The 22,475-nt window shown below is 41.4% G+C and carries 15 protein-coding genes, 2 tRNA genes and 1 pseudogene; 9 read left to right on the top strand and 9 right to left on the bottom strand.

Features of this window, described 5'->3' with window-relative positions; translation table 11 throughout:
• Positions 1-22: 22 nt before the first annotated feature.
• Positions 23-1,039, bottom strand: a complete 1,017-nt coding sequence (gene tsaD / locus EGC80_RS09980) for a tRNA (adenosine(37)-N6)-threonylcarbamoyltransferase complex transferase subunit TsaD (protein WP_124012268.1) — start codon at positions 1,037-1,039, stop codon at positions 23-25.
• Between the two features lie 513 nt (positions 1,040-1,552).
• Between tsaD and rpsU the strand changes: the two genes are divergently transcribed.
• The 4 genes from rpsU to rpoD all read left to right on the top strand — a co-directional run bounded on the left by rpsU (position 1,553) and on the right by rpoD (position 6,004).
• Entirely contained in the window at positions 1,553-1,768 is a 216-nt protein-coding gene (rpsU, locus tag EGC80_RS09975) for a 30S ribosomal protein S21 (protein WP_006080725.1), read from the top strand.
• A gap of 7 nt (positions 1,769-1,775) precedes the next feature.
• Complete coding sequence (locus EGC80_RS09970; protein ID WP_101034480.1) at positions 1,776-2,219, top strand: GatB/YqeY domain-containing protein; 444 nt, start codon at positions 1,776-1,778, stop codon at positions 2,217-2,219.
• A gap of 89 nt (positions 2,220-2,308) precedes the next feature.
• On the top strand, positions 2,309-4,033 hold the full coding sequence (dnaG, locus tag EGC80_RS09965; RefSeq protein WP_101034479.1) for a DNA primase: 1,725 nt from the start codon (positions 2,309-2,311) through the stop codon (positions 4,031-4,033).
• 150 nt (positions 4,034-4,183) lie between these two features.
• The gene (rpoD, locus tag EGC80_RS09960; protein ID WP_101034478.1) at positions 4,184-6,004 is read left to right on the top strand and encodes an RNA polymerase sigma factor RpoD; all 1,821 of its coding nucleotides are present in this window, start codon (positions 4,184-4,186) and stop codon (positions 6,002-6,004) included.
• Between the two features lie 737 nt (positions 6,005-6,741).
• Here rpoD and EGC80_RS09955 read toward each other — a convergent pair.
• On the bottom strand, positions 6,742-9,582 hold the full coding sequence (locus EGC80_RS09955; protein ID WP_164839446.1) for an FAD-binding and (Fe-S)-binding domain-containing protein: 2,841 nt from the start codon (positions 9,580-9,582) through the stop codon (positions 6,742-6,744).
• Between the two features lie 938 nt (positions 9,583-10,520).
• Here EGC80_RS09955 and EGC80_RS09950 point away from each other — a divergent pair.
• From EGC80_RS09950 to EGC80_RS09935, 4 genes are all read left to right on the top strand, one after another.
• Positions 10,521-10,597 (top strand) — tRNA-Ile (locus EGC80_RS09950).
• 425 nt (positions 10,598-11,022) lie between these two features.
• Positions 11,023-11,718: a RipA family octameric membrane protein gene (locus EGC80_RS09945; RefSeq protein ID WP_124012270.1), complete on the top strand. Its 696-nt coding sequence runs from the start codon at positions 11,023-11,025 to the stop codon at positions 11,716-11,718.
• Between the two features lie 56 nt (positions 11,719-11,774).
• Positions 11,775-13,052, top strand: coding sequence for an SIR2 family protein (locus EGC80_RS09940; protein WP_124012271.1), 1,278 nt, complete (start codon positions 11,775-11,777; stop codon positions 13,050-13,052).
• On the top strand, positions 13,049-15,016 hold the full coding sequence (locus EGC80_RS09935) for an ATP-binding protein (RefSeq protein WP_124012272.1): 1,968 nt from the start codon (positions 13,049-13,051) through the stop codon (positions 15,014-15,016). The genes EGC80_RS09940 and EGC80_RS09935 overlap by 4 nt, the downstream gene beginning before the upstream one ends.
• Positions 15,017-15,428: 412 nt before the next feature.
• Here EGC80_RS09935 and EGC80_RS09930 read toward each other — a convergent pair whose 3' ends face one another.
• The 4 genes from EGC80_RS09930 to EGC80_RS09915 all read right to left on the bottom strand — a co-directional run bounded on the left by EGC80_RS09930 (position 15,429) and on the right by EGC80_RS09915 (position 20,510).
• Positions 15,429-17,717, bottom strand: a complete 2,289-nt coding sequence (locus EGC80_RS09930) for a replication endonuclease (RefSeq protein ID WP_124012273.1) — start codon at positions 17,715-17,717, stop codon at positions 15,429-15,431.
• A gap of 290 nt (positions 17,718-18,007) precedes the next feature.
• Positions 18,008-18,280 carry a helix-turn-helix transcriptional regulator gene (locus tag EGC80_RS09925; RefSeq protein ID WP_124012274.1) on the bottom strand — a complete coding sequence of 91 codons (273 nt, stop codon included), beginning with the start codon at positions 18,278-18,280 and terminating at the stop codon, positions 18,008-18,010.
• A gap of 82 nt (positions 18,281-18,362) precedes the next feature.
• A complete protein-coding gene (locus EGC80_RS09920) occupies positions 18,363-19,256 on the bottom strand; it encodes a hypothetical protein (protein WP_124012275.1) in 894 nt (297 codons plus the stop codon).
• Positions 19,257-19,274: 18 nt separating this feature from the next.
• Complete coding sequence (locus EGC80_RS09915; RefSeq protein WP_124012276.1) at positions 19,275-20,510, bottom strand: site-specific integrase; 1,236 nt, start codon at positions 20,508-20,510, stop codon at positions 19,275-19,277.
• Between the two features lie 152 nt (positions 20,511-20,662).
• On the opposite strand from EGC80_RS09915, the gene EGC80_RS22420 reads away from it, so the two are divergent.
• Positions 20,663-20,726: transfer RNA gene (locus tag EGC80_RS22420), tRNA-Met, on the top strand.
• Between the two features lie 67 nt (positions 20,727-20,793).
• On the opposite strand, the gene EGC80_RS09910 is transcribed toward EGC80_RS22420, so the two are convergent.
• From EGC80_RS09910 to EGC80_RS22975, 3 genes and pseudogenes are all read right to left on the bottom strand, one after another.
• Complete coding sequence (locus tag EGC80_RS09910; protein ID WP_124012277.1) at positions 20,794-21,516, bottom strand: DUF599 domain-containing protein; 723 nt, start codon at positions 21,514-21,516, stop codon at positions 20,794-20,796.
• A gap of 107 nt (positions 21,517-21,623) precedes the next feature.
• Positions 21,624-22,283 (bottom strand): RluA family pseudouridine synthase, encoded by a 660-nt coding sequence (locus EGC80_RS09905; RefSeq protein WP_124012278.1) that lies wholly within the window; start codon positions 22,281-22,283, stop codon positions 21,624-21,626.
• Positions 22,284-22,355: 72 nt separating this feature from the next.
• A pseudogene (locus EGC80_RS22975) lies at positions 22,356-22,427 on the bottom strand (methyl-accepting chemotaxis protein); the annotation flags it as partial.
• Between the last annotated feature and the right edge of the window lie 48 nt (positions 22,428-22,475).

Here is a 22,475-nt window from a genome sequence, read left to right as displayed (position 1 = left end):
ATCAGTCGCATAAACTTATCGGTTAATCAACCGCAGGTAACGTATCCAAAGGCCAACGAGGTTGACCTTTAACGGCAAGTTCTTCTATATGTCCAGCACGTAACCGTTGTAATCCAGCATAAGCAATCATCGCACCATTGTCGGTACAAAACTTCCCACGAGGATAATACACTTGACCGCCTAAACTAGTCATCATCTCAGCCAATGACTCTCGTAAGCGCGTATTAGCACTCACACCACCAGCAATCACCAAACGGGTATAACCCGTCTGTTTCAAGGCACGTTTACATTTTATGGCTAGGGTATCAACAACGGCTTCTTCAAATGCACGAGCAATATTAGCACGTGTCTGTTCATCATCAGGCTCTTTAGCAATTGTATTTGCCGTAAATGTTTTTAATCCAGAAAAACTAAAATCTAATCCTGGTCTATCCGTCATCGGACGCGGAAATTTATACCCTGCAGGCACGCCTTTTTGGGCTAATTTAGCTAACCGTGGACCACCCGGATAATCTAAACCCATTAGTTTGGCGGTCTTATCGAAAGCTTCGCCTGCAGCATCATCAAGAGATTCACCTAACACTTGATACCGGCCAATGCCTTCAACTTGTACTAGCATTGAATGGCCGCCAGACACTAATAAGGCTAAAAAAGGAAATTCTGGAGCGTTATCTTCCAGCATGGGCGCTAATAAATGCCCTTCCATATGATGTACACCGATTGCCGGCTTGTTCCACGCATAGGCCAACGAACGCCCCACACAAGCCCCAACAAGCAATGCACCCATTAACCCAGGCCCCTTGGTGTACGCCACACCATCGATATCATCTACACTCGAATTTGCTTCGGATAAAGCCTGTTTAATTAATGGCACAATTTTACGAACATGATCACGAGAGGCAAGCTCAGGCACAACACCACCGTAATCGGCGTGCAATTTAACTTGGCTATATAGCACATCTGACAACAGGCCCAATTTATCGTCATAGACTGCAACCCCAGTCTCGTCACAAGATGTCTCAATACCGATAACCCGCATAATCTCTCGTCTTCATTAAAAATATGGACGCTAATTCTACCCGTCTCAGCGTAAATACTCCAATGTTTCAGTATTTGATCTCAACTCGGGATTTGATCTCAACTCAGTATTTGAGATCCGCTCGGGATTTGAGATCAACAAACTGTTTTGAATGAGCTAACATTGACTATTTTGATCTCAAACTTGAATTTTAGGCTGATAACAAGACGAATTTATGCGTCAATAGCAAGTCTACAGCCAGTAGATTCAAGACCTCTATTGGCGCAAACGGCTGTATGATATGCATTTGTTATCTCCAGTGGCGACTATTTAAGCCAATAACGTTTTATAAAATCTTAAAAATGAAACTGTTACACCTTAGCTAAAGAGAAAATCAATCAGGGGTTTACAAATGGTCGTCGCTCGGTGTAAAATTCCGCACCATTTTGAATAGCCTTTGGTTTGAGCTAAATCACTAAAAATGTTTAGTCGATTTAGTCATCCAGCATAACTACACCTAAGGGGTGATGGCGTATGCCAATAATTAAAGTACGTGAAAACGAACCATTCGACGTAGCTCTTCGTCGTTTCAAGCGCTCTTGTGAAAAAGCTGGAATTCTAGCTGACGTGCGTGCTCGTGAATTCTACGAGAAGCCTACTACTGCCCGTAAGCGTGCAAAAGCAGCTGCAGTTAAGCGTCTAGCAAAGAAGCTTTCTCGCGAAAACGCACGTCGCGTACGTTTATATTAATCTCATTATGAACTTAACCGATCAGCTAAAAGACCAAATGAAAGATGCTATGCGTGCTAAAGAAAAAGTGCGCTTAGGAACAATTCGTATGGCGCTTTCTGCCATCAAGCAGATTGAAGTGGATACCCGCGAAACTCTGACTGATGAGCAGACAATAGCTGTATTAACCAAAATGGTAAAACAACGCCGAGATTCGATTGCTCAATATGAAGCCGCGAATCGTCCGGAGTTGGCCGCAGCAGAAGCAGAACAAATTCGAGTTATCGAAGACTTTTTGCCTACGCCGCTAACCGAAGATGAAGTTGCAGCGATTATCGATGCAACGATCATTGACGTTGGTGCGGCATCCATGGCGGATATGGGTAAAGTAATGGGAGCATTAAAATCTAAAGTTCAAGGCCGTGCAGATATGAGTGCCATTGGTACAATGATCCGCGCTAAATTGAAGTAATCAAGTTTTAATGTTGAATAAGCCGTGCACTTGCACGGCTTGTTTGTTTTAATCAGTTGATAAAGTAAATTCGAGAACAACAGCAATCAATGGCGATACCTCGTGATTTTATCAATGAGCTAATAGCTCGAATAGACATAGTCGATCTAATTGATCGTAAAGTCCCGTTGAAAAAAGCCGGTAAGAATCACTCGGCTTGCTGCCCTTTTCATAGCGAAAAATCACCCTCTTTTACCGTCAGCAGAGATAAACAGTTTTATCATTGTTTTGGTTGCGGTGTTCATGGCAATGCCATTGATTTTGTCATGGAATATGATCGACTAGAATTTATTGACGCCATTGAAGAGCTTGCAGGTCAACTTGGTCTTGCCGTACCACGGGAGCAAGGCACAGGGAAAAGACCCGACCAAGGATTAAGTCGCGATTTATATGAACTGATGGAAGAAGCCAATCTCTTCTATCAAAGCCAACTTAGGCAGCATACAGACAAACAAAAAGTTGTTGATTACCTAGAGTTCAGAGGTTTATCAAATGACGTTGTTGAACAATTTGGTATCGGGTTTGCCCCCGATGGTTGGGATGGTTTATTGGGTCGTTACCGGCAAAATTTGCCCGCCCAAGATAAATTACTGACAGCAGGCATGCTTATTGCCAATGATAGCGGTAAACGCTATGACCGTTTTCGCGACAGATTAATGTTCCCAATACGCGATCGTCGCGGTCGTGTTGTGGGATTTGGCGGTAGAGTTTTGGGTGACGGTACCCCAAAGTACTTGAATTCGCCAGAAACGCCCATATTTCATAAGGGTAATGAACTTTATGGTTTATATGAGTTAAAGCAAAAACACCGTGATCCACAGCATGTGTTAATTGTTGAAGGATATATGGATGTCGTCGCACTCGCCCAATTTGGGGTTGATTATGCGGTTGCATCTTTAGGGACTTCGACTACTGCTGAACAATTTCAGCTTTTAGTGCGTAGTGCAAAACAGGTGGTCTGTTGTTATGACGGCGACCGTGCAGGCCGCGAAGCTGCTTGGCGTGCACTCGAAACAGCATTGCCACTGTTAAAACCGGGTGATCAAGTCAAGTTTATGTTTCTACCGCAAGGTGAAGACCCAGACACTATGGTCCGCAAAATTGGTAAAGAAGCATTTGAAGCCTTAATGCAAAAAGCCATGTTACTACCCGAGTTTTTGTTTGACACATTAAGTGCTAACCACGGGACAGATAAAGGGGCATTAGCCAAGCAAGCAATCTCGCTAATTGAAAAGGTACAAGATACCGTCCTACAAAATTTATTGCTAGAAAATCTGGCACACAAGTTAGGCATGAACAGTGCCGATGACTTGAAAAAGAAGTTAGGTTTTTCTGCAAAACAGAAACCATTAAATGCGAAAGGCTTACAAGGTCGTGGCACGCCATTAAGATTGGCTATTGGCCTCCTGATCCAAAACCCAAGTTTAGGCTTTGGTTTGGCAAAACAGCCAGCACTAGATCGATTACAAATGACCGGCATAGAATTGCTAAATCATTTGTTAGATATAACTCGAGAGCAAACGTTAAACAGCGCACAACTACTTGAAATGCATAGAGAGCATCAGAAAAAAAGCACTCTAATTAAGCTAGCCCAATGGGAACATCAAGTGGCGGATGAAAACGTATTGCCAGAGTTTAAGCAAACCCTGATTTGGTTAAACAACCAATATATTGAACAACGATATCAGGAATTGAGTCTCAAACAGGCTTTAACGAAAGTTGAAAAAATGCAGCTAAAAAAGCTGATTTCGATAATGAAAGGCATAGCGAAGTAATACGCAATTTATTCGTCAAGAATGTGCGTACAAACATTGCCATGGACTAGCTAAGGTTAGCCCATACAGCTATAATTGACGATTTGCGCGCCACTTAGTAAAGCTAACTGGCCTATCGTTTTAACAGTTACCCAAAATTGGATGATATCTATGGATCACACTCCGCAGTCGCAACTTAAACTGTTGCTCGCTAAAGGTAAAGAGCAAGGTTACTTAACCTATGCAGAAGTGAACGACCACTTACCTGCAGACATGGTCGATTCCGATCAGATTGAAGATATTATCCAGATGATAAATGACATGGGTATCCGCGTTTTTGAACAAGCGCCAGATGCCGATGACATGATGATGTCGGAAGACAACACAGACGAAGATGCTGCAGAAGAAGCAGCGGCAGCTCTCGCAACCGTAGAAAGTGAGTTAGGCCGAACCACAGACCCTGTCCGCATGTACATGCGCGAAATGGGCACGGTAGAGCTACTTACCCGCGAAGGCGAAATTGTTATTGCTAAACGTATTGAAGAAGGTATTAACACTGTACAGAGTTCTGTCAGTGAATACCCTCAAGCGATCGCAATGATCTTAGAGCAATTCGATAAGTATGAAGCTGAAGAATTGCGCTTGTCTGATATTATCTCTGGATTTATCAATCCTGACGACGATGACGTCGCACCTACTGCCACCAATGTTGGTTCTGAATTGGCTGACAATAAAAAAGATGATGATGACGACGATGATGAAGAGGAAGAAGGCAACAAAGGGCCTGATCCTGAACAAGCCAAAGAAAAATTCACTCAACTCAGAGAAGCCTACGAAAAAAGCTTAGGTATTATTGCTGAAAAAGGCCGTGATCATCCTGAAGCGATAGGCTCATTATTTGTTATCGGTGAATTATTCAAAGAATTCCGCTTAATCCCTAAACAATTTGACCGTTTAGTCAAAAGCATGCGCAGCATGATGGATCGCGTACGAATTCAAGAACGGTTAGTCATTAAGCTTAGTGTTGAACAAGCTAAGATGCCAAAGAAAAACTTTATTAAAGCATTCACCGGCAATGAAACAAACTTAGATTGGTTTAACAAAGAAAAAGCAAGCACCAAGCCTTATGCTGAAGGTTTGCGGATGATCACCGATGACGTAACGCGTTGTGTGACAAAGTTGGGGGCTATTGAAGTCGAAACCGACTTAACCATCGCAGGCATTAAAGACATTAACCGTCGCATGTCTATCGGTGAAGCGAAAGCTCGTCGTGCGAAAAAAGAAATGGTTGAAGCTAACTTACGTTTGGTTATTTCTATTGCCAAAAAGTACACCAACCGTGGTTTACAGTTCTTGGATTTAATTCAAGAAGGTAACATTGGTTTGATGAAGGCCGTAGATAAGTTCGAATACCGTCGTGGTTATAAGTTTTCGACGTATGCAACGTGGTGGATCCGTCAGGCAATCACCCGTTCAATTGCTGACCAAGCACGTACTATTCGTATTCCAGTACACATGATCGAAACGATCAACAAGTTAAACCGTATTTCTCGTCAAATGCTTCAAGAAATGGGCCGAGAGCCGTCTCCTGAAGAATTAGCAGAACGTATGATGATGCCTGAAGATAAAATTCGTAAGGTACTGAAAATTGCTAAAGAGCCAATCTCAATGGAAACCCCAATCGGTGACGATGAAGATTCGCATCTGGGTGATTTTATCGAGGACACGACGCTGGAGTTACCACTAGACTCAGCAACTAGCGAAAGTCTTAAGAACGCCACACACGAAGTCTTAGCAGGCCTAACCGCTCGTGAAGCAAAAGTACTGCGTATGCGTTTTGGTATCGATATGAATACAGACCACACCTTAGAAGAAGTGGGTAAGCAATTTGATGTAACACGTGAACGTATTCGTCAAATTGAAGCCAAAGCGTTACGTAAGTTACGTCACCCTTCTCGCTCTGAAATATTAAAGTCTTTCCTAGACGAGTAAACTGACGGTTTAGTCTTCTATGATCATGAAAACCCAGCATATGCTGGGTTTTTTTATTTGCATACTAAGCTGCTAGTTGTAATTTTTTATCTAATACCAATTCTAATAATTATCTGGTCATTCAGCGGGAATTCTGCGCCTTCTAGGCAAGTAATAGGATTGTAGGCATAGTTGTTCTCGGCAACAGCTCCTGCGTTGCTCTATCTCCTGCATCCATGCAGTCGTACGTCAAAATCATATTAAGCAGTATAGAAGGTGCAGAAAACCGCCCTTGGGAGCCACTCAGGCTTTCCATTTTTTTGTTGCATTGTTTTATAAGGGAACAACCATTATTTCAACAATGCGCCTCAAACTGAAAAACCTGAGTGACTCTGATTGAGCACATTATTAATGGAACTGGTATAATTTACGCGGCACAATGACTTATCAGATTAAGCCTAAATGCTCATGCCTATGCCCATGCAAAGATATAGCCTTCACAACACTCTCTTGACGACATTTTAAAAAAACTATCCGCATTAGTTCATGTTGGTCAAAGCATGCCATCAATCAGATAGTCAAGTGACTTGAACGATGATATTTTAAAAAAACTATCCGCATTAGTTCATGTTGGTCAACACATGCCATCGATGAGATCGTCAAGTGACGTGAGCGATGATAATTCAATTGTTCCTGCAAACTTAAGATAAAAAAAGCCCACGCTATTGCGTGGGCTAATCAAGGATGAAATCAGCGGTTTATTGCTGTTTTCTGCTCGCGGCTTTATCAAGAAGCGTTAAGATGTTTTTATATGGAATACCCGAGTGCGTCGTTAAACCAACATCACAGGTTGCAGATACTGAGTAACCATGGGTACAACCTTTATCTTTGGTCTCTTCTTTTAAATGACGAAGTCCATGTTCATTAAGCTCAGGGTAATTCATACCGCGGTTGCCCGCCATACCACAACAACCTACATTCTCTGGCACCACTACTTCAGTGGCGCAAAGCTTGGCAAGTTCAGTTAATTTGCCTGCCATACCGAGCTTACGCGTGGTACAGGTTGGGTGAACAGCTACTTTTTCAACAACTTTGTTTATTTGCATACGGTCAACCATGAATTCAAAAGCAAACTCTTCAGGGCCATACATCTGCAAACGGCTATCACAAGCACGGCGCATCCGCTCAAGACAAGCAGTGGTTGCCACTAGGATAGGATACTCACCATTATTAGAGGCTTTTAACAACCACACCGAGAGTTCATCAGACTTACGGTCGGCCGCATCATCATGACCATAAGACTCCCAAGGTTGCCCACAGCATAAACCTTTGGTTTTCTCACCTAGAATTATCTCAATATTGGCCTTTTCAAATAGGCTCACGATGGTTTCGGGTAAAGAGCGCTGATCGTCATGTTTAGCACTAGTGCCCATCATGCGGTTCAAACATGCAGGGAAGTACACGGCTTTCATGTCACCATTGGTTTTGCGAGTTGGCAAGGCTTTGCCTCGTGTCGGCATCCCTTCAGTCCATAACGGCACCGGCATACCTGGCATAACTTTACGCACGATTTTGGTTATAGCGCCCATACCAGACTCGCCAATCACTTTACGGGTAATATCGGTGGCACCTAACGCAAATCGAGCGACCGATTCCATAGTGCCAAAACGATCGGCAGTGAAATCAGAAATTTTCTTATCCATATTGCTGGCCCCTTCGGCTCGCAATACCTTCATATATTTACCGGTATCAATCGCCATTGGACAACCGAGTTTACACAGGCCATCTGCAGCACAGGTGTCAATAGCAAAGTAAGGATAGTTCTTTTTCAGATCAGCCAAGACATCAGGCTCATTGCCCGTGGCTTCTAATGTTTTCATCACGCGCGCAACGGCGGTACGTTGGCGTGGAGATAGAGTTAAACCATGAGCCACACAATGCGGTTCACAAAATCCACACTCAATACATTTATCCACAATACTATGCACTGCTGGCATAGGCTTAAAGCCTTTAGCATGGCAAAGTGGGTCGTCATTAATGATGACGCCAGGGTTTAAAATACCGTTTGGATCAAGCGTATTCTTGACTCGCTTCATCAAGTCATAGACTGCTGTGCCCCATTCTTTTTCAACGAAGGCAGCCATACCAAATCCGGTGCCATGCTCTGCCTTAAGCGAGCCGTCATATCCCACAACAAGATCACACATCCCTTGCATAAAGCCTTCGAAACGATCCACTTCAGCTTTAGAGGAGAAGTCTTGTGCGAAGATAACGTGATAGTTACCTTCAAGTGCGTGACCATAAATCACCGCATCATCATAACCATGGGCAAAAGATAAGTTTTGTAAATCTATGGTTGCCTGCGGCAACACTTCAATTGGGAAGGCTATATCTTCGATAATACAAGACGTGCCGACCGGACGCATTGAACCTGCTAGCGGGAAAATCGCCTTACGAATAGCCCACATATTGGTAATTACAGCAGGATCTTGGGTGAACTCGACGTCATGATACAAACCATGTTTTGCCATAATCGCTGACATTTTAGCAACGTTGGCATCGATCTGCTTTTGGTTATCGCCAAAGGTCTCGAATAATACGGCCGTCACATCTTTGTGCACATTGTTTAAGAAGTCTGGTGTTTCATACTTAGACTGGGCAACAGCTTTCAGAGCGAAGTTATCTAACAACTCCGCCGCGTTGGTCTCTTTGAAGGCATCTCGTCGCAGCTCAACAATCGCCTCACAAGCACCGCGAAGTGAATCGAAATAAACCATAGACGACGCAGAGAATTTGTTTTTCACCACACTTTTCATGGTAATTTCTGATAAGAAGCCGAGCGCACCTTCCGAGCCAACCATCAAGTGTAAGATAATGTCGATAGGGTCTTGATGATCAACAAATGAATTCATACCAAAGCCAGTCACGTTTTTAATCGAGTACTTACGCTTGATACGACTAACTAATTCTTTATCAGCCATGATTTCGTCACGAATGGCTTCAATGCCTTTGATCATCTCAGGGTGATGTTTTTTAAACACTTGACGACTTTGCTTGCTTGCGGTGTCTAAAATCGAACCATCAGCAAATATAATTCGAGCAGAGTCAATTAATTGATAAGAGTTATGGTGCGTACCACAGTTCATACCAGAAGCATTATTAGCCACAATACCACCGGCCATCGCCGAGGCAATCGTGGCTGGATCGGGACCAAACTTCCATCCCAAAGGTGCCAGTGCACCATTAAGTCTAGAGCCAATCACTCCGGGCTGCATTTGTACCTTTTTGCCGCCCTCTAACACCTTAAAATTATTCCAATGAAGACCTGCGACCATCAGAACTGAATCAGAAATCGCCTGACCACAAAGCGCGGTACCTGCGGCTCTAAATGTCACAGGCGTAGAGCTCTGATAACATTGCGCCAAGACTTTTGACGCCTCAGCTTCATCTTTAGTGTGGACTACCATTTGTGGACGTTTTTGGTAGAAAGAAGCGTCTGTTCCCCATGCCACGCGGCGTATGTAATCGGTATTGACTCTTGAAGGCTCAAGGAGTTGGCCTAGCTTATCTGCAAGCACTTTCAAATTAGATTGCAACATGTGTGTATCCCCATTCATGTCATCTCTATGTGAACAGAGTCCTAGTAGACCCCATCTAAAAAACTTTATGCCGACTACGCATCAAACTTGATGACCTCGACATAACCAAGATGAGCTTTTGGTCAGACGTTCCCGCATGTTCATTTCTACTGATATCATGCAAGCATTTATTCCCACACTATTTAAGACCGCAAATCTACACTCGTGCTTGTGTTGTTGTTACCTTGATTTCAAGCTCAAGCCAATTTTTCGTCTAAAAACAATAAAAATAATTGTCACTTGCATCCATAACCATTCTCGCTATTAAGAAGACATTATTATGGGGCAGTACATGGGTTTACAGACTGACGCAATTACACCTTGACTACCTTTTTAACAGAGATAAACCCAAGATACTGCAAATACTTAAGACCTTAGTCTCAACCTTTAAATCAGCTCGAAATTTGCACGATTAACGTGAGCGCCACCCGCATCTTAAAACACCGTCGCCCCGCATGATCACAAAACTTAACAAAGCAAGCCCAAGTACACACATCGTCATCACAGAACATGCAAAAATATGCGTTACAGCACTACTTAATTGAAGGGGTATTGTTTTTTTTCGCAACATTGTGCCGATACGCTGGCATTGAGAATGGTTCGCATTTGGGACTGACTTTATAGACTCGCTCACACCCGAGATCCATAAGGAATGACATAATCCCTGACCCATTATTTTTCGACCAAAAAAAACCATTAGCCACAACTGTGATCAAAGTATTTATTTCATCTTAAACTGCGACCAATATCTGCCAGAATTTTATTTGATATTTAGTTGCACTGATTAACAGATAACCAGTTGAATCATTTCAACAGAATTCTTGCAAAATCAGAGGTGACAACCACAAATAAACTTCGTATACTGCACACGCTTTCGATAGTGACGACTATCTTAAGTCGGCCCCTTAGCTCAGTTGGTTAGAGCATACGACTCATAATCGTCAGGTCCTGTGTTCGAGTCACAGAGGGGCCACCAATACAGATAGGCCGTAGTAGGTTAGTACCTACTACGGCTTTTTCGTATCTGGAGTTCTGTGTAGCAAATATGTAGCAAATTTACCTACTCACACTAGCTTGTGGAAAGTGAATCAACTCCCATATCTCAACACGACAAAGCAGCCGATAGTGACAGAACTCTAAAGAGGACGCACTGCGCGCTCTGCCTCCATGCAGATTAGATCAGAAGTTCATTACTTATGCTGTGTATCTATTTTTCTGACTACCCCCCAAAATATTACAATCTAAATACTAAACCAAAGCACTTCCAGACGACAAATTCATATAAAAAATGACATAACTTATTAATATAGCTTGAATAACCAATCTGATGCTATCAAGATGGATAATAGATGAGGATAGAATATTTCTGTCTGAAATTTGTTAATTTTTGGGGAGGAAGCCTTGGGGGTTTTCAACTATATATATTCGAATAAACCATCAGCGCTTTCTGAGCTGTCTAAGGAGGAATACAATAGTTTATTAGTTGATATTTGTCCTAAGAAAGCAGAAAGAGCGTTTGAGAAAGCTTGGGCAACGAGAAATTTTGAGATTGAAATGTATTGGAAACGAGCCACTTATTTTTGGGCATTTATCGCCAGTACATTCGTAGGCTATTTTGCATTAATTTCATCTGATAACTATATAAAGCCAGATTCGTTCAACCATGTAGAAGTCTATTTCCTAATCTGTATTGGCTTCGTTCTGTCTTTAGCATGGCATCTTACCAATATTGGCAGCAAGTCTTGGCAACGGCATTGGGAGGTACATGTGGACCTTCTAGAAGATGCATTTACTGGCCCACTCTATAAGACGGTTTATCCTCAGCAAACTTTTTCAGTATCTAAAATTAACGAAATCGTAAGTCTGGTATTTGTATTGATTTGGTTTCTTATAGGGCTCAAATATTTAATTGAACAAAATTTAATACGGTCTTTTGGCGAAAGTTTTACTATAAATTGGTTTGTGCTAGCTAGCACGACAATATCTTTATTTGTTGTAATTGCGATGCTATTTGGTCATGGTCGCGGACGCTTTGGCTCTAGACCTATCACGATGTATAAGCGCGAAGTAAGCTATTCACCCTCAATAAAAGTCTAACAACTCAATTATGAAATTTTATGGATACTAGCTCTGAGTAAAAGGAACCCGTAGCAATGTCTGAAAATATGGCTCAAAAGCAAGTCGTAAATGACCTTATAACTTTCAAACAAGGTCAAGATTCGCTGTTCAGTGAATCTGATGTGCTTGAGGATAGACTTGAGAAAATCAGAAGTAAGATGTCTGATCTTACTAACATTAAAAATCTTCATTTTCTCTTAGGGGCTGGCGCGAGTGCAGATGCCATACCAGCAATGGAGCCGCTGATAAAAGAAGTTGAGGGAAGGGTAAATAGTCTTGATACGGAAGCTAGTATAGCGGCAGATGAATGTAGTTTTAGTCATCAATCACTAAAAGATGGATTTCAGAATATTAAGAGGCACTCACCTAAAAATCTTGAGAACATATTGGGAACGCTGTACTCAAAGCGCTCCTATTTAAAAGGGGTTGGGGAAAATGATGACATTAATGATTACTTAATCAATCTAATCGAGTCCCAGATATATATATCCATTAACATTGACTGTAATGCAAGTGGCGCTGATAAATCATTCAGTTTATATAAAAAACTCTATCAAAAGCTCTCGTTGAGAAACAAGGACCTTGCTAGAGTGAATGTATTTACCACTAATAATGATCTATTAAGCGAAACAGCCCTTGGCTTTCTGAACATAAACTACAACAATGGTTTTAGTAGTGGGCTATCTCGTTCCTTTAATCCCGCTCGTTTTTCTTACACATTTTCCCGTAAGATTGACTCTGGTATGGAGAAGTATGAACCACTAGAGAATATGGTTTATCTCTACAAACTACATGGTTCGATTAGTTGGGTTGAGTCTGATGATAACTCCTTTTTCAATATCAAGGAGATCGATGTTGCCCCATGTCAGACACCTCCTAAAAATAACGTCCTTATCTACCCTACCCCCTTAAAACAAAACAAAAGTTTAGGTTCACCTTATGCTGATTTGATTCGGGAGTTTCAAACCAAGTTATTACTCCAACATGGGGTCTTAATTGTAATTGGCTATAGCTTTAGCGATGAGCACATTAACAATGCTATTTATGCAGCACTCGCATCGAATCCAAGTTTAAGCGTAGTTATTTTTGGAAATTATTCCCCTTCAGAAAACCTCACAAAACTAACTGATAGGCGTATCTACCAAATCTATGGAGAGTTTGAACCAACGATTAAAGAAGAAGCAAAAGCCATAAAGATCCATTACTTTGACTACATCGTTAACAAGCTGATACCTGATCTAGATAAGGGCCGGGACAGCGACTTGCTTGAGGACTTTATTCGGTCACTTAAGCTAGCAAGAGGTGATAAATGAGAATTGGAACAATCACCTCAGTTAACTTTAACCAATTTAAAGTTAGGGTCTCAACTGAAGTTCGGGGCAACTCAGTTAACCTTGCTGGTGTTATCTACTATTTCGGTAACATTGGTAGTTATCTAAAAACTACCAACTCGATTGGTGAACAGCTTATCTGTGAAGTAGTTTCTATTTTTGATACTGACATGCAAGTTAATAGCGCTGCTTATGACGTTGACAGCACTAGAGAGGTACTCCTGAAGCCTATCGGCACTATTTCGAGGAAAGGCCTGTTTAATCTTGGGGTCGGAATATTTCCCGCTATATACAGTGAAGTAAATATAGTAACGTTTGAAGATATGGAGTTGATACTTCAAACCAGTAGAAACAATGAACTGTGTGATAAAATTCACCAAAGCTTTTATTTGGGGGAGAGCAAGAACTTAATTAATTACCCAATCGATATATCTATCAATTCGTTTTTCAATATCCATTCAGCTGTACTAGGCAACTCAGGCAGCGGCAAGTCGAATACTATTGCTCATATCATTCAGGAAATCCATAAGAAAAAAGACAACTCAGCAATCGGATCTAGGATTTTGATTTTTGATGTGAATGGCGAGTATCGAAATGCGTTTGAACATCATGACAAATGCCCAAATTTAAGTGTACGATTTCTTAAGCCAAATATTGAAACTGTCGAAGATGGTTATGAACCTTTTTTTCTTCCTCACTTCCTGATGAATATTGACGAATGGAGTGCCTTCTTGATGGCAACGGATGCCACTCAGCGTCCTTTCTGGGATAGGGTGCTACAAGAAAGCTATAAATTCTACATGATCTCAACGCGAGCAGGGGATGAGCGTCAAAAGTTAATCAACTACCTGAGATTTAAAATTTGCAATTTACTCCAAACCCTTCACTCACAAGGTGATAGCGAAACAGCGATCATTACTGCAGCAAAGAGTATAATCTACGGAATTTCGGAGCTAATTAAACTTGATGAGGCTTTAGAGGCTGCTTGCCGAGAAGAAGGTATTTTTGAAGACCTTCGAGAATTATTTACGAGTTGCACTATTTCATTTGGTGAAAATAAGGACAAGCTTAGGAAGGCTCTCCAAACAGTTCGAACAAAAGTTAACGATGATGATGTACGTGAGGTTATGGATTATAGAGCTACTACTGAGGAGTTCTTCGACTACCGTTTCCTAAAGCAAGCGGCAAATATGGCTCTACTTGAGGAGGATGCTAAAGGTAACGGTCGAATCAGAGAATACACATCCACAATGATGACTCGACTGGATTTTTTCCTTGATAACGATAATTGCTTATTCATGAGAAAAAACCCTCCAAATGTTAGGAAGATAGAGGATTACCTTGATTGGCTTTGGCAGTCAAAATGTGCCGTCCCTTCACAGACGAACATGGTTATTATTGATACGAGTGAACTTTCCAGAGATGCACTTGAAACGTTAACTTCTGTGACATCTAGACTGCATTTTTCTTACCGGAAAAAGCTTAAAGGTTCAGAAAGGCGTGAGAAACCAATCCATCTGGTCTTGGATGAAGCCCATCGCTATATTAAAAAAGATTCAAAGTATCTTCTGAGAGAGAACATTTTTGAACAGATAGCTCGAGAAGGTCGTAAGTACGCACTGTATTTATTGATATCTTCACAGCGCCCATCTGAACTATCTGGAACCGTATTATCACAGTGCTCTAACTTCATTGTTCACCGCATTCAGAACGAAGTGGATATGAACTATGTTTATTCGATACTACCTTATTTCTCAGATGATTTTGCTAACAAAATTAAACAGTCAGTACCTGGTGAGGCACTAGTCTTTGGTAACTGTGTAGCCATGCCTTTACACGTCCGTATTAAACAAGCATCACCTGAACCAAATAGTGAAAACTGTAAAGTGCATGAGGAATGGTTTAAAACCTTTCCGCCACTTCCCCCACCTCTTCCACAGTTTTAAGTAGCTTGACACCGAGGTTTTAATCAAGTCAAAAGTTAGCTCAGATAACTTTGCCGTATCTGAGCTAACTTTTGTAGCGAATCAAACAGGGTCTTATGTCCTCTGAAAAATTAATTCATGCCCCCCATCGAAGAAAACCAAGTTGTGTGCAACTTGGTTTGATTGAAGCGTTTAGTACAGTTATTTACAGAACTCCAAGTAAAAGCATCTTTGCCATTCTGGCAAGCGACTAGCAAAAGATTAAAGAGAGGTTTCGGGTACTTTCTATTCGAGCTATAGATTCGTGATATAGCCTAGTTTCTGGCTAAAACTGCAGATGAGAGATGTTCTTTTTATAGATTAAGCTTTCAGCACTTAGGGCTAAGACTTCTCTGCTCATTTTGATTTAGGTTTAGAGCCTAACCAAGAGATATTAAGCCTTCTCTATCCTCCATTGGTAGAGCCTGGTGACAATGGTTTTTCCTGCAAACCATAAACCTTTCACTTTACTAATAAGCTCACCGTCATAATAACTCTGGTAACACTCACCCGTTTCCTCATCAATATTCAGTTCGTAATGCAATTTAATCGGCCTATCCTTAAGTTTGGTCGAGATCCCTCCCATAACCGTTGTGTAGCCTTGCCAATCGCTGTTATCTGCGGCAAAACGTGCTTGTTCTAGCACAGAGATTTGGTTTTCCTTATCTGTCTTAAATAGCTTTGTACGGATTCTTCTAAGCTCACGCCACACAGAGACACTAGCACCGCCTATTTGCTGGAACTGGCGAATACACCAACAAGAAGCCCAAGCATCAATACGTTGAGCAACAAGCAGTGAGTCATTGCCGAATTTATCTTCTCCTAAGCCTTCACCATCAATATTTTTAACTATGTACTTCAGGATATAGCCTGTAGTAGAGCCTTTAGCGGGGTCGATTTTCTTAAAGTCACAACGGTTATCTAAAGCGCCCTTTTCGTCACCATCAACCTCTAAAGCATACTGACGAATGATACTCTGCATATCTTCGAGTTTTTCACCTTCAATAAAAAACAACATGTGCCAATGAGGTGTGCCGTCATGTTGCGGTTCAACCACACGAAATCCATAAGGACTGATGTTTTGTCGATTAAATTCTGCCCGTGTTTTTTGCCACTGGTGGTTTAAGTACCCGTTAGCTTCATCAGGCATTAACCCTTGCCATTTCGGATTAGGCGCGCCAGATTTAGAAAAGGCTCGATGATATTTAGACGGGCAAGTGATCGTAATGAACAACGCCTCATGCCCCTCCTCTTTTGCAAGGTTTTCAAAACCTCTAGCACGACAAATCAGTTCATCTTTTCTGATTTTTGGATTAGAGACATTTAAGTCTGAAACGTCCTTTAAAGAGTAGCGTTGACCAAGCTCGTTAATGATAAAGCTAGAACTCATTAACTCATCATTTCTCAACCGTTGAGCAATGCGGTTTTTAGTCGTTATGTTACTGGCATAAACCTGCCTTTTGCTATTAACAAAGTTTAGGTGTATTGCCGCTTTTTCATTTGCCTGAGTTATCAGCTTGCGAAACTTGCGTAACCACCAGCGATTATCGGCATAGCGTTTAATGCAACCTGAAAGCTTACCTGTTTTGCTTGGCTTAACAGGCAAAATATTAAACGTTGCTACATAGCGAGATAAATACTCATACGCTACTTTTTGCTTATCTGTAGGCATCTCGCCAATTGAACGAACCGAATCGACTCGGTTAATTTCGGGGCTAGTTTCGGGAATAGTTAGGTTTAATGCGGGATTAGCGAGATCACTTCCCGAACTGGTTTCGGGAATAACTCGGTTAAATTCGGGATTAGCTAGGCCAATTACCGAAATAGTTTCGGTAGTCACTCGGTCAAATTCGGAATTAGCTAGGTCAATTCCCGAACTGATTTCGGTAATAACTCGGGCAAATTCGGGATTAGCTAGGTCACTTCCCGAACTGATTTCGGTAATAGCTCGGTTAAATTCGGGATTAGCTAGGTCAATTCCCGAAATAGTTTCGGTAGTCACTCGGTCAAATTCGGAATTAGCTAGGTCAATTCCCGAACTGATTTCGGTAATCACTCGGTCAAATTCGGAATTAGCTAGGTCAATTCCCGAAATGGTTTCGGTAATAACTCGGTCAAATTCGGGATTAGCTAGGTCACTTCCCGAACTGGTTTCGGTAATAGCTCGGTTAAATTCGGGATTAGCTAGGCCACTTCCCGAACTGGTTTCGGTAATAGTTCGGTTTGGTTCGGGATCTACGGTAGGAAATTCGTTAACGGGTACATTCCCATTAACGGGTACACCTTCGCTAATGAGTACATCCCCGTTAATGGGTAAATTATCATGAAGGCGGATAAATTCAATTGCTTTGGGGTCGATAGCAATTCTTCTGCAATAGTCAGCACATGCTTTTGCTTTGATATTAATGTCATCATCGAAACAGAAAAACATGTGAGTTAATTTTTTGGGCAGTAATTTATAGAGCATGGTACTGGTATCTAAAATATGCCTGTTACGTTCGTAGGCACTAGGCTTATCAAAAGCCTCTTTAAGAATCGTACTTTGAATCAATTTAGAAAATGGCGATAATTTTGCGGTGATAAACCGACCATCAGCATTATCAACGCGAGAGAGATAAGGCGATAGAATGTCATCATTACCATTCATCGCCTTTACGATGATTTTTTCTCTACAATAGCTCAAGCTAAGAGGCTCCTAGCCTGAACAAAGTTGCACATGCTCGACCCTCTTCGGTCACGTAATAACGCTGATATTTTATTCCAAAGGGGTAAATTATGTCACTGGTAACCAGATCTGCATCTATAAGCCTTTGGAGTGTTCTAGTATCGAACTTATAACGCTCTCCTTGTTTATTCACATACTGCTCAAGACCGTTCATTTGTCGGTAGGAGTAACCAAGTTCCCGACAAATTTCAAAATGAGTACCTGTTAACGATAACCAGATTAAAAAACGCTTCTGCTCTCTTGTTAGCTTAGGCATGTTTACCACCTACGGCACACTGCTGCCCTAAGTGTTCCATACGGTAGAAGCCATCAAGCCATTGGTCTAAATCTTCCTTTAGGTAACGAACCGCACGACCGATTTTAATAAATGGTGGAGCTGGGGTTCTGTTCTCGCGATTTCCTTCCATACGTGATTGACGAAGGAAAGAGCGACTCATACCGATATATTCAGCTGTTTCTATTTCTGATAGTGCGCGTTTGGTTTCTGCTGTTGGTATTGCTGTTGGTATTGCTGTTGGCATGTGTGCCTCCATGTACGTTTAAGTGCATGGAGGACAATAAAAGGCGTTTTGAGTCCTAGGAGTCCTTCTAGGAGTGCTAGGACTAAGTTTTTTTCAATTCCCTAATTAAATTATAAAAGCTCTTTTTCTTCATCTGCTTAAGCTCTGACCTTGTGTCAAACCAGTACAATATGTCATTGCCGATTTCATCTATAATCTCATCAGTATCAAACAATCTAGGCTCATTCAAAATGTCTTCACCTAGCTTATTCCAAACCTGATTTGCTTGCGCATCAGGGTATTGCTTAAGCATCGTCTGCAATAAAAGGTCTATAGGGCGGCTATTTTTTTGAGTTGAATTCACGAGCTGTTTTGGCTCATCATCTTCTAAATTGCTCATAATATTGCGCGAAAAATAGCTATTAGCTTTCTTAAGCTCATCTGAAGTGATGCAGGCATCGTCTAGCGTAAAGCTTTGGCTATGATGAAATAACTCTGTCTTAATAGGTTTTGGAGGCTCATAGGGCGTTGATGTATCCCTGCTACTTGCTATGCCCTTACACATGTTTTCAAACTCTTTTAACATGCTTGTACGCTCTTGAGGGTAAAAGTAAAAAGGCATATATTCGAAGGGGATCTTATCAAAAGGAGTCGCTAACCACTTTTCAATAACGGTATTTGGCATTTCAACAGTGAACGGATAGACGGTCGAATAATGGGCCATTTTGTTTTGTTGTAATATGGTCGAACTGCCCACATATATTTTGCTGTTTTCAAACAGTTCAACTTGTTGATTTTGCGTCATCGAAATAAGCCCTGCATACTTCGCTTGGCCAAAACAACTAAACTTGCCCTTTACCCAACCGCCAATAAGCACATATGTTGATTTGCAGTATAAGCAAAATGATACTTCGGTATCTGTATTTAAATACTGAATATCCGCATCAGACAATCCACAAGTTTCATTCAATTCTGATAATCGATAATATGCTTTCAAGTCATTCCCTTACTTGTATTAACCAATCAAGTTTACCGCTGCCGCTTTATGTTCTGGTGCTAAATGAGCATACCTTAAAGTCATTGTCATATCAGCATGGCCAAGTAACTCTCTCACCGTGTTTAGATCAACACTCTTCATCACTAATTGACTTGCAAAGTGATGCCTTAAATCATGAAAATGAAAGTCCTGTAACTCTGCATCAGCAACTACCTTAGAAAAACCTTTTTTAAAATCGGTTAGCGCCTTCCCTTCACTGCCTTCAAATACAAAAGCTGTAAACGGGTTTTGCTCACGCCACTTGGTAAGCACATTGAAAGCGGCTTTGTTTAGAGGGATATGTCTAGTTTTACCAGACTTTGCCGATTCCCCCTTAATCGTTAACACTTTTACTGGAAAATCTATGTTCGACCACTTGAGCGATAAGATCTCCCCTCTTCGCATACCTGTATTCATCGCAAGGATTACTATTGGCTCGATGTGATCTGCATAAGTATGGTGACTAAGAGATGGTTGCTGAGGATAGCCGCGCTTTAACCTGTGTTCATTAGCACTCAAACGCTTTGACTTTATTAGCTTGTCACGTTCGGTCAGGGTGCTTAACAGGGCTTGCTCTTCTAATGGCGTTAAATATCGAGTTCTGTTGTTATCGAGCTTATAAGCCTTCACTTTGCCTAATTCATGAGAGTCTATGACTCCCCACTCAACAGCTCGACTCAAAGCCCCTTTTAATGTGTTCACATTATAGTTAATCGTTGCTTCAGCTTTTTTTAGCTTTTTGGCTTTAGAGCGCCATTGCTCAATGTGCCAAGCCGAAATCTCTGATAACTGCATATCAGCGAGTTCTTTAAAATTGTTGAGTAAAACACTTTTAATTTGGTCTGCTGTTCGAGTGCTGTTGGCGATGAGCCAAGGGTGATATTTATCTTCGACATAGGTTGAAAACTTGTTAAACTTCTTGGCTAGCTCTTTTGCTTTGGCGACTTTTTTGTCTGACTGAACATTAATACCCGATGCGACTTTACCAGCTTGTGATTTTGCCATATCACGAGCCTGAGTTGGGGTGATTGAACTCCCCTTACCCAAAAGGTAATTTACTTGCTTTCCATTGTGACGGTAGAAGAGGTAATACGAAATCCCCCCCTTTGCTGAAATTCGAGCATGGAAGCCCTTTATCTCAGTATCGTTCAACCGTTTATCGTCAACAGTTAAACTCTTTACCGATGTCACATTAATCTTTGATGAGATAGCCATTACACTTCCTGTGTAGCAAATATGTAGCAGATTGAAAGTATAACCAAGATATGCAATGAATTACAATGAACAAAGGACGTAAAATTAAATAACTTTAAATCAGATGGTTACACATCAAAAATAGCACGTTAAAGTACATTGCGGTTCACTGGAGTTTAGCGAGAAATCAGACTCATAATCGTCAGGTCCCCAGTTCGAGTCTGGGAGGGGCCACCAATTAGAAAACAAAAAAGCCCATTGAAAAATGGGCTTTTTTGTGTCTGAAATTCGTTGTAACTCCGCTTTATTCATTCAGCCTATACGCAGGGTCTTGCTCTAAATGTGCTTGTGCAAGAGTAATAGCTTGCACCGCGCGGGAATTAAATTCCCGTTGATATAAGGTATATACCACGAATAAACTGGCAAAAATCAACATCCCGGGATGCATAAACCAACACAATGCTGCCATAGAATAATAATAAGAACGTAAGCCATAGTTATATGAGTGAGCAGCTTGATCTTGTACGACCGCCATTTGCCTTGCATAGCCGAGCATATTTTTATCGGTACCGGTTTTATCCAGTGGCGCAGCACCAATCATAATATTAACAAAACCATATTGACGCATGGACCAAGTAAATTGGAAAAAAGCCAACACAAAAATCCCAGCTAAAAGAGCCAGTTTGACTTGTACCAGAGCATGGTTAGGTGATGCAGTAAAGGGAATAGAACCAATAACAATTTCAAGCTTTTCAACTTGAGAAAAAAGCGTTAATACCCCGGCAAGTATCAGTAAGGTTGTAGAAGCAAAAAAGGCAATGTTGCGTTCTAAATTAGCTAATAACGCCGCTTCAGCCACGCGTATTTCTTTGGCAATCACCTGTGACATCCAATGAATACGTTGTTGATGCATCACTCGCGCTATGCAATTGGTGGTTTTTGCTTTACGACGAGCAAAACTGGTATAGCCTAACCAACTGACTAAAAATACCGTTAAAGCCAGCGCATCTAACCATGAAATCACCATGCTGATTCACCTATGTAAGAAGAAAAATAGATAGATTATGCATCAGTTATCATCAGGCTCAAATCAGTTTGTTATCTAAAGAGCCAAATAACTAAATAGCTAACTCGTTAAAATGGACTTGGACAAACAGCATTAATCCTTTGTTCCGTCATAGGATGGGTAAACGATAATTCATTGGCATGTAACATCAATCTGCTCGACATCTGCTGCGAATGTTCATTATGGTACAAATCACAACCTAAAATAGGATGACCAATTTGCTGACTGTGTAAACGTAATTGATGGGTTCGCCCTGTGATTGGGGTAAATGTCACCCGCGTCGATAATCCTTGTTGATGTCGCTCAATAACCTGGTATTGACTGTGAGCCGGTTTGCCGCTGTCGTGGCAAATTTTCATTAACGGGAAATGATCACTGTCTTTGGCTATTGGTAATTCAATATCACCGCAATCATTAAGCAAGTCACCATATAACACTGCGGTATAGCTTTTGGTAATAGTGCGCTGCTGAAACTGCTTAGTTAATAATCCATTGACCACTTTATTGAGTGCCACCAGCATGATGCCAGAGGTGCCGAAGTCGAGTCGGTGCACTAACGTTGCCGAGGGGTGATCTTGCACTAAACGGTAGTGTACAGAATCCTTGTTTAATGGATTTTTACCTGAGAGACTCAATAATCCTGTCGGCTTATTGATCAGCAGTAGATGTTCATCTTGGTATAATACTTCAATGATCCCATCGCAGGGAGGAGCAATAAATTCGGCCATAATGTCTTCGTAATAACTATCTAAGCCAAGATGATAATAGAAAAGGTGGCCTATAAGCCACCTTTGATACTATTCTCCCACTCTGGCAGCCTCAATAGCTGCGTTTAACGCTAATAGGTTAGTCTGCTCAGCAATAGCACTAATCTCCTCTACAATACGGCTAATATTGGCGCTGCTGTGGGATACCATGCC

This window comes from Shewanella psychromarinicola (assembly GCF_003855155.1).
Classification (GTDB): Bacteria; Pseudomonadota; Gammaproteobacteria; order Enterobacterales; family Shewanellaceae; genus Shewanella; species Shewanella psychromarinicola.
This window is presented reverse-complemented; position numbering and strand designations above follow the sequence as displayed.

What these genes read in the sequence shown, in the direction of transcription:
- tsaD (WP_124012268.1), bottom strand. Translation starts at nt 1,039, where the DNA reads ATGCGGGTTATCGGTATTGAGACATCTTGTGACGAGACTGGGGTTGCA.
- rpsU (WP_006080725.1), top strand. Translation starts at nt 1,553, where the DNA reads ATGCCAATAATTAAAGTACGTGAAAACGAACCATTCGACGTAGCTCTT.
- EGC80_RS09970 (WP_101034480.1), top strand. Translation starts at nt 1,776, where the DNA reads ATGAACTTAACCGATCAGCTAAAAGACCAAATGAAAGATGCTATGCGT.
- dnaG (WP_101034479.1), top strand. Translation starts at nt 2,309, where the DNA reads ATGGCGATACCTCGTGATTTTATCAATGAGCTAATAGCTCGAATAGAC.
- rpoD (WP_101034478.1), top strand. Translation starts at nt 4,184, where the DNA reads ATGGATCACACTCCGCAGTCGCAACTTAAACTGTTGCTCGCTAAAGGT.
- EGC80_RS09955 (WP_164839446.1), bottom strand. Translation starts at nt 9,582, where the DNA reads ATGTTGCAATCTAATTTGAAAGTGCTTGCAGATAAGCTAGGCCAACTC.
- EGC80_RS09940 (WP_124012271.1), top strand. Translation starts at nt 11,775, where the DNA reads ATGTCTGAAAATATGGCTCAAAAGCAAGTCGTAAATGACCTTATAACT.
- EGC80_RS09935 (WP_124012272.1), top strand. Translation starts at nt 13,049, where the DNA reads ATGAGAATTGGAACAATCACCTCAGTTAACTTTAACCAATTTAAAGTT.
- EGC80_RS09925 (WP_124012274.1), bottom strand. Translation starts at nt 18,280, where the DNA reads ATGCCAACAGCAATACCAACAGCAATACCAACAGCAGAAACCAAACGC.
- EGC80_RS09915 (WP_124012276.1), bottom strand. Translation starts at nt 20,510, where the DNA reads ATGGCTATCTCATCAAAGATTAATGTGACATCGGTAAAGAGTTTAACT.
- EGC80_RS09910 (WP_124012277.1), bottom strand. Translation starts at nt 21,516, where the DNA reads ATGGTGATTTCATGGTTAGATGCGCTGGCTTTAACGGTATTTTTAGTC.
- EGC80_RS09905 (WP_124012278.1), bottom strand. Translation starts at nt 22,283, where the DNA reads ATGGCCGAATTTATTGCTCCTCCCTGCGATGGGATCATTGAAGTATTA.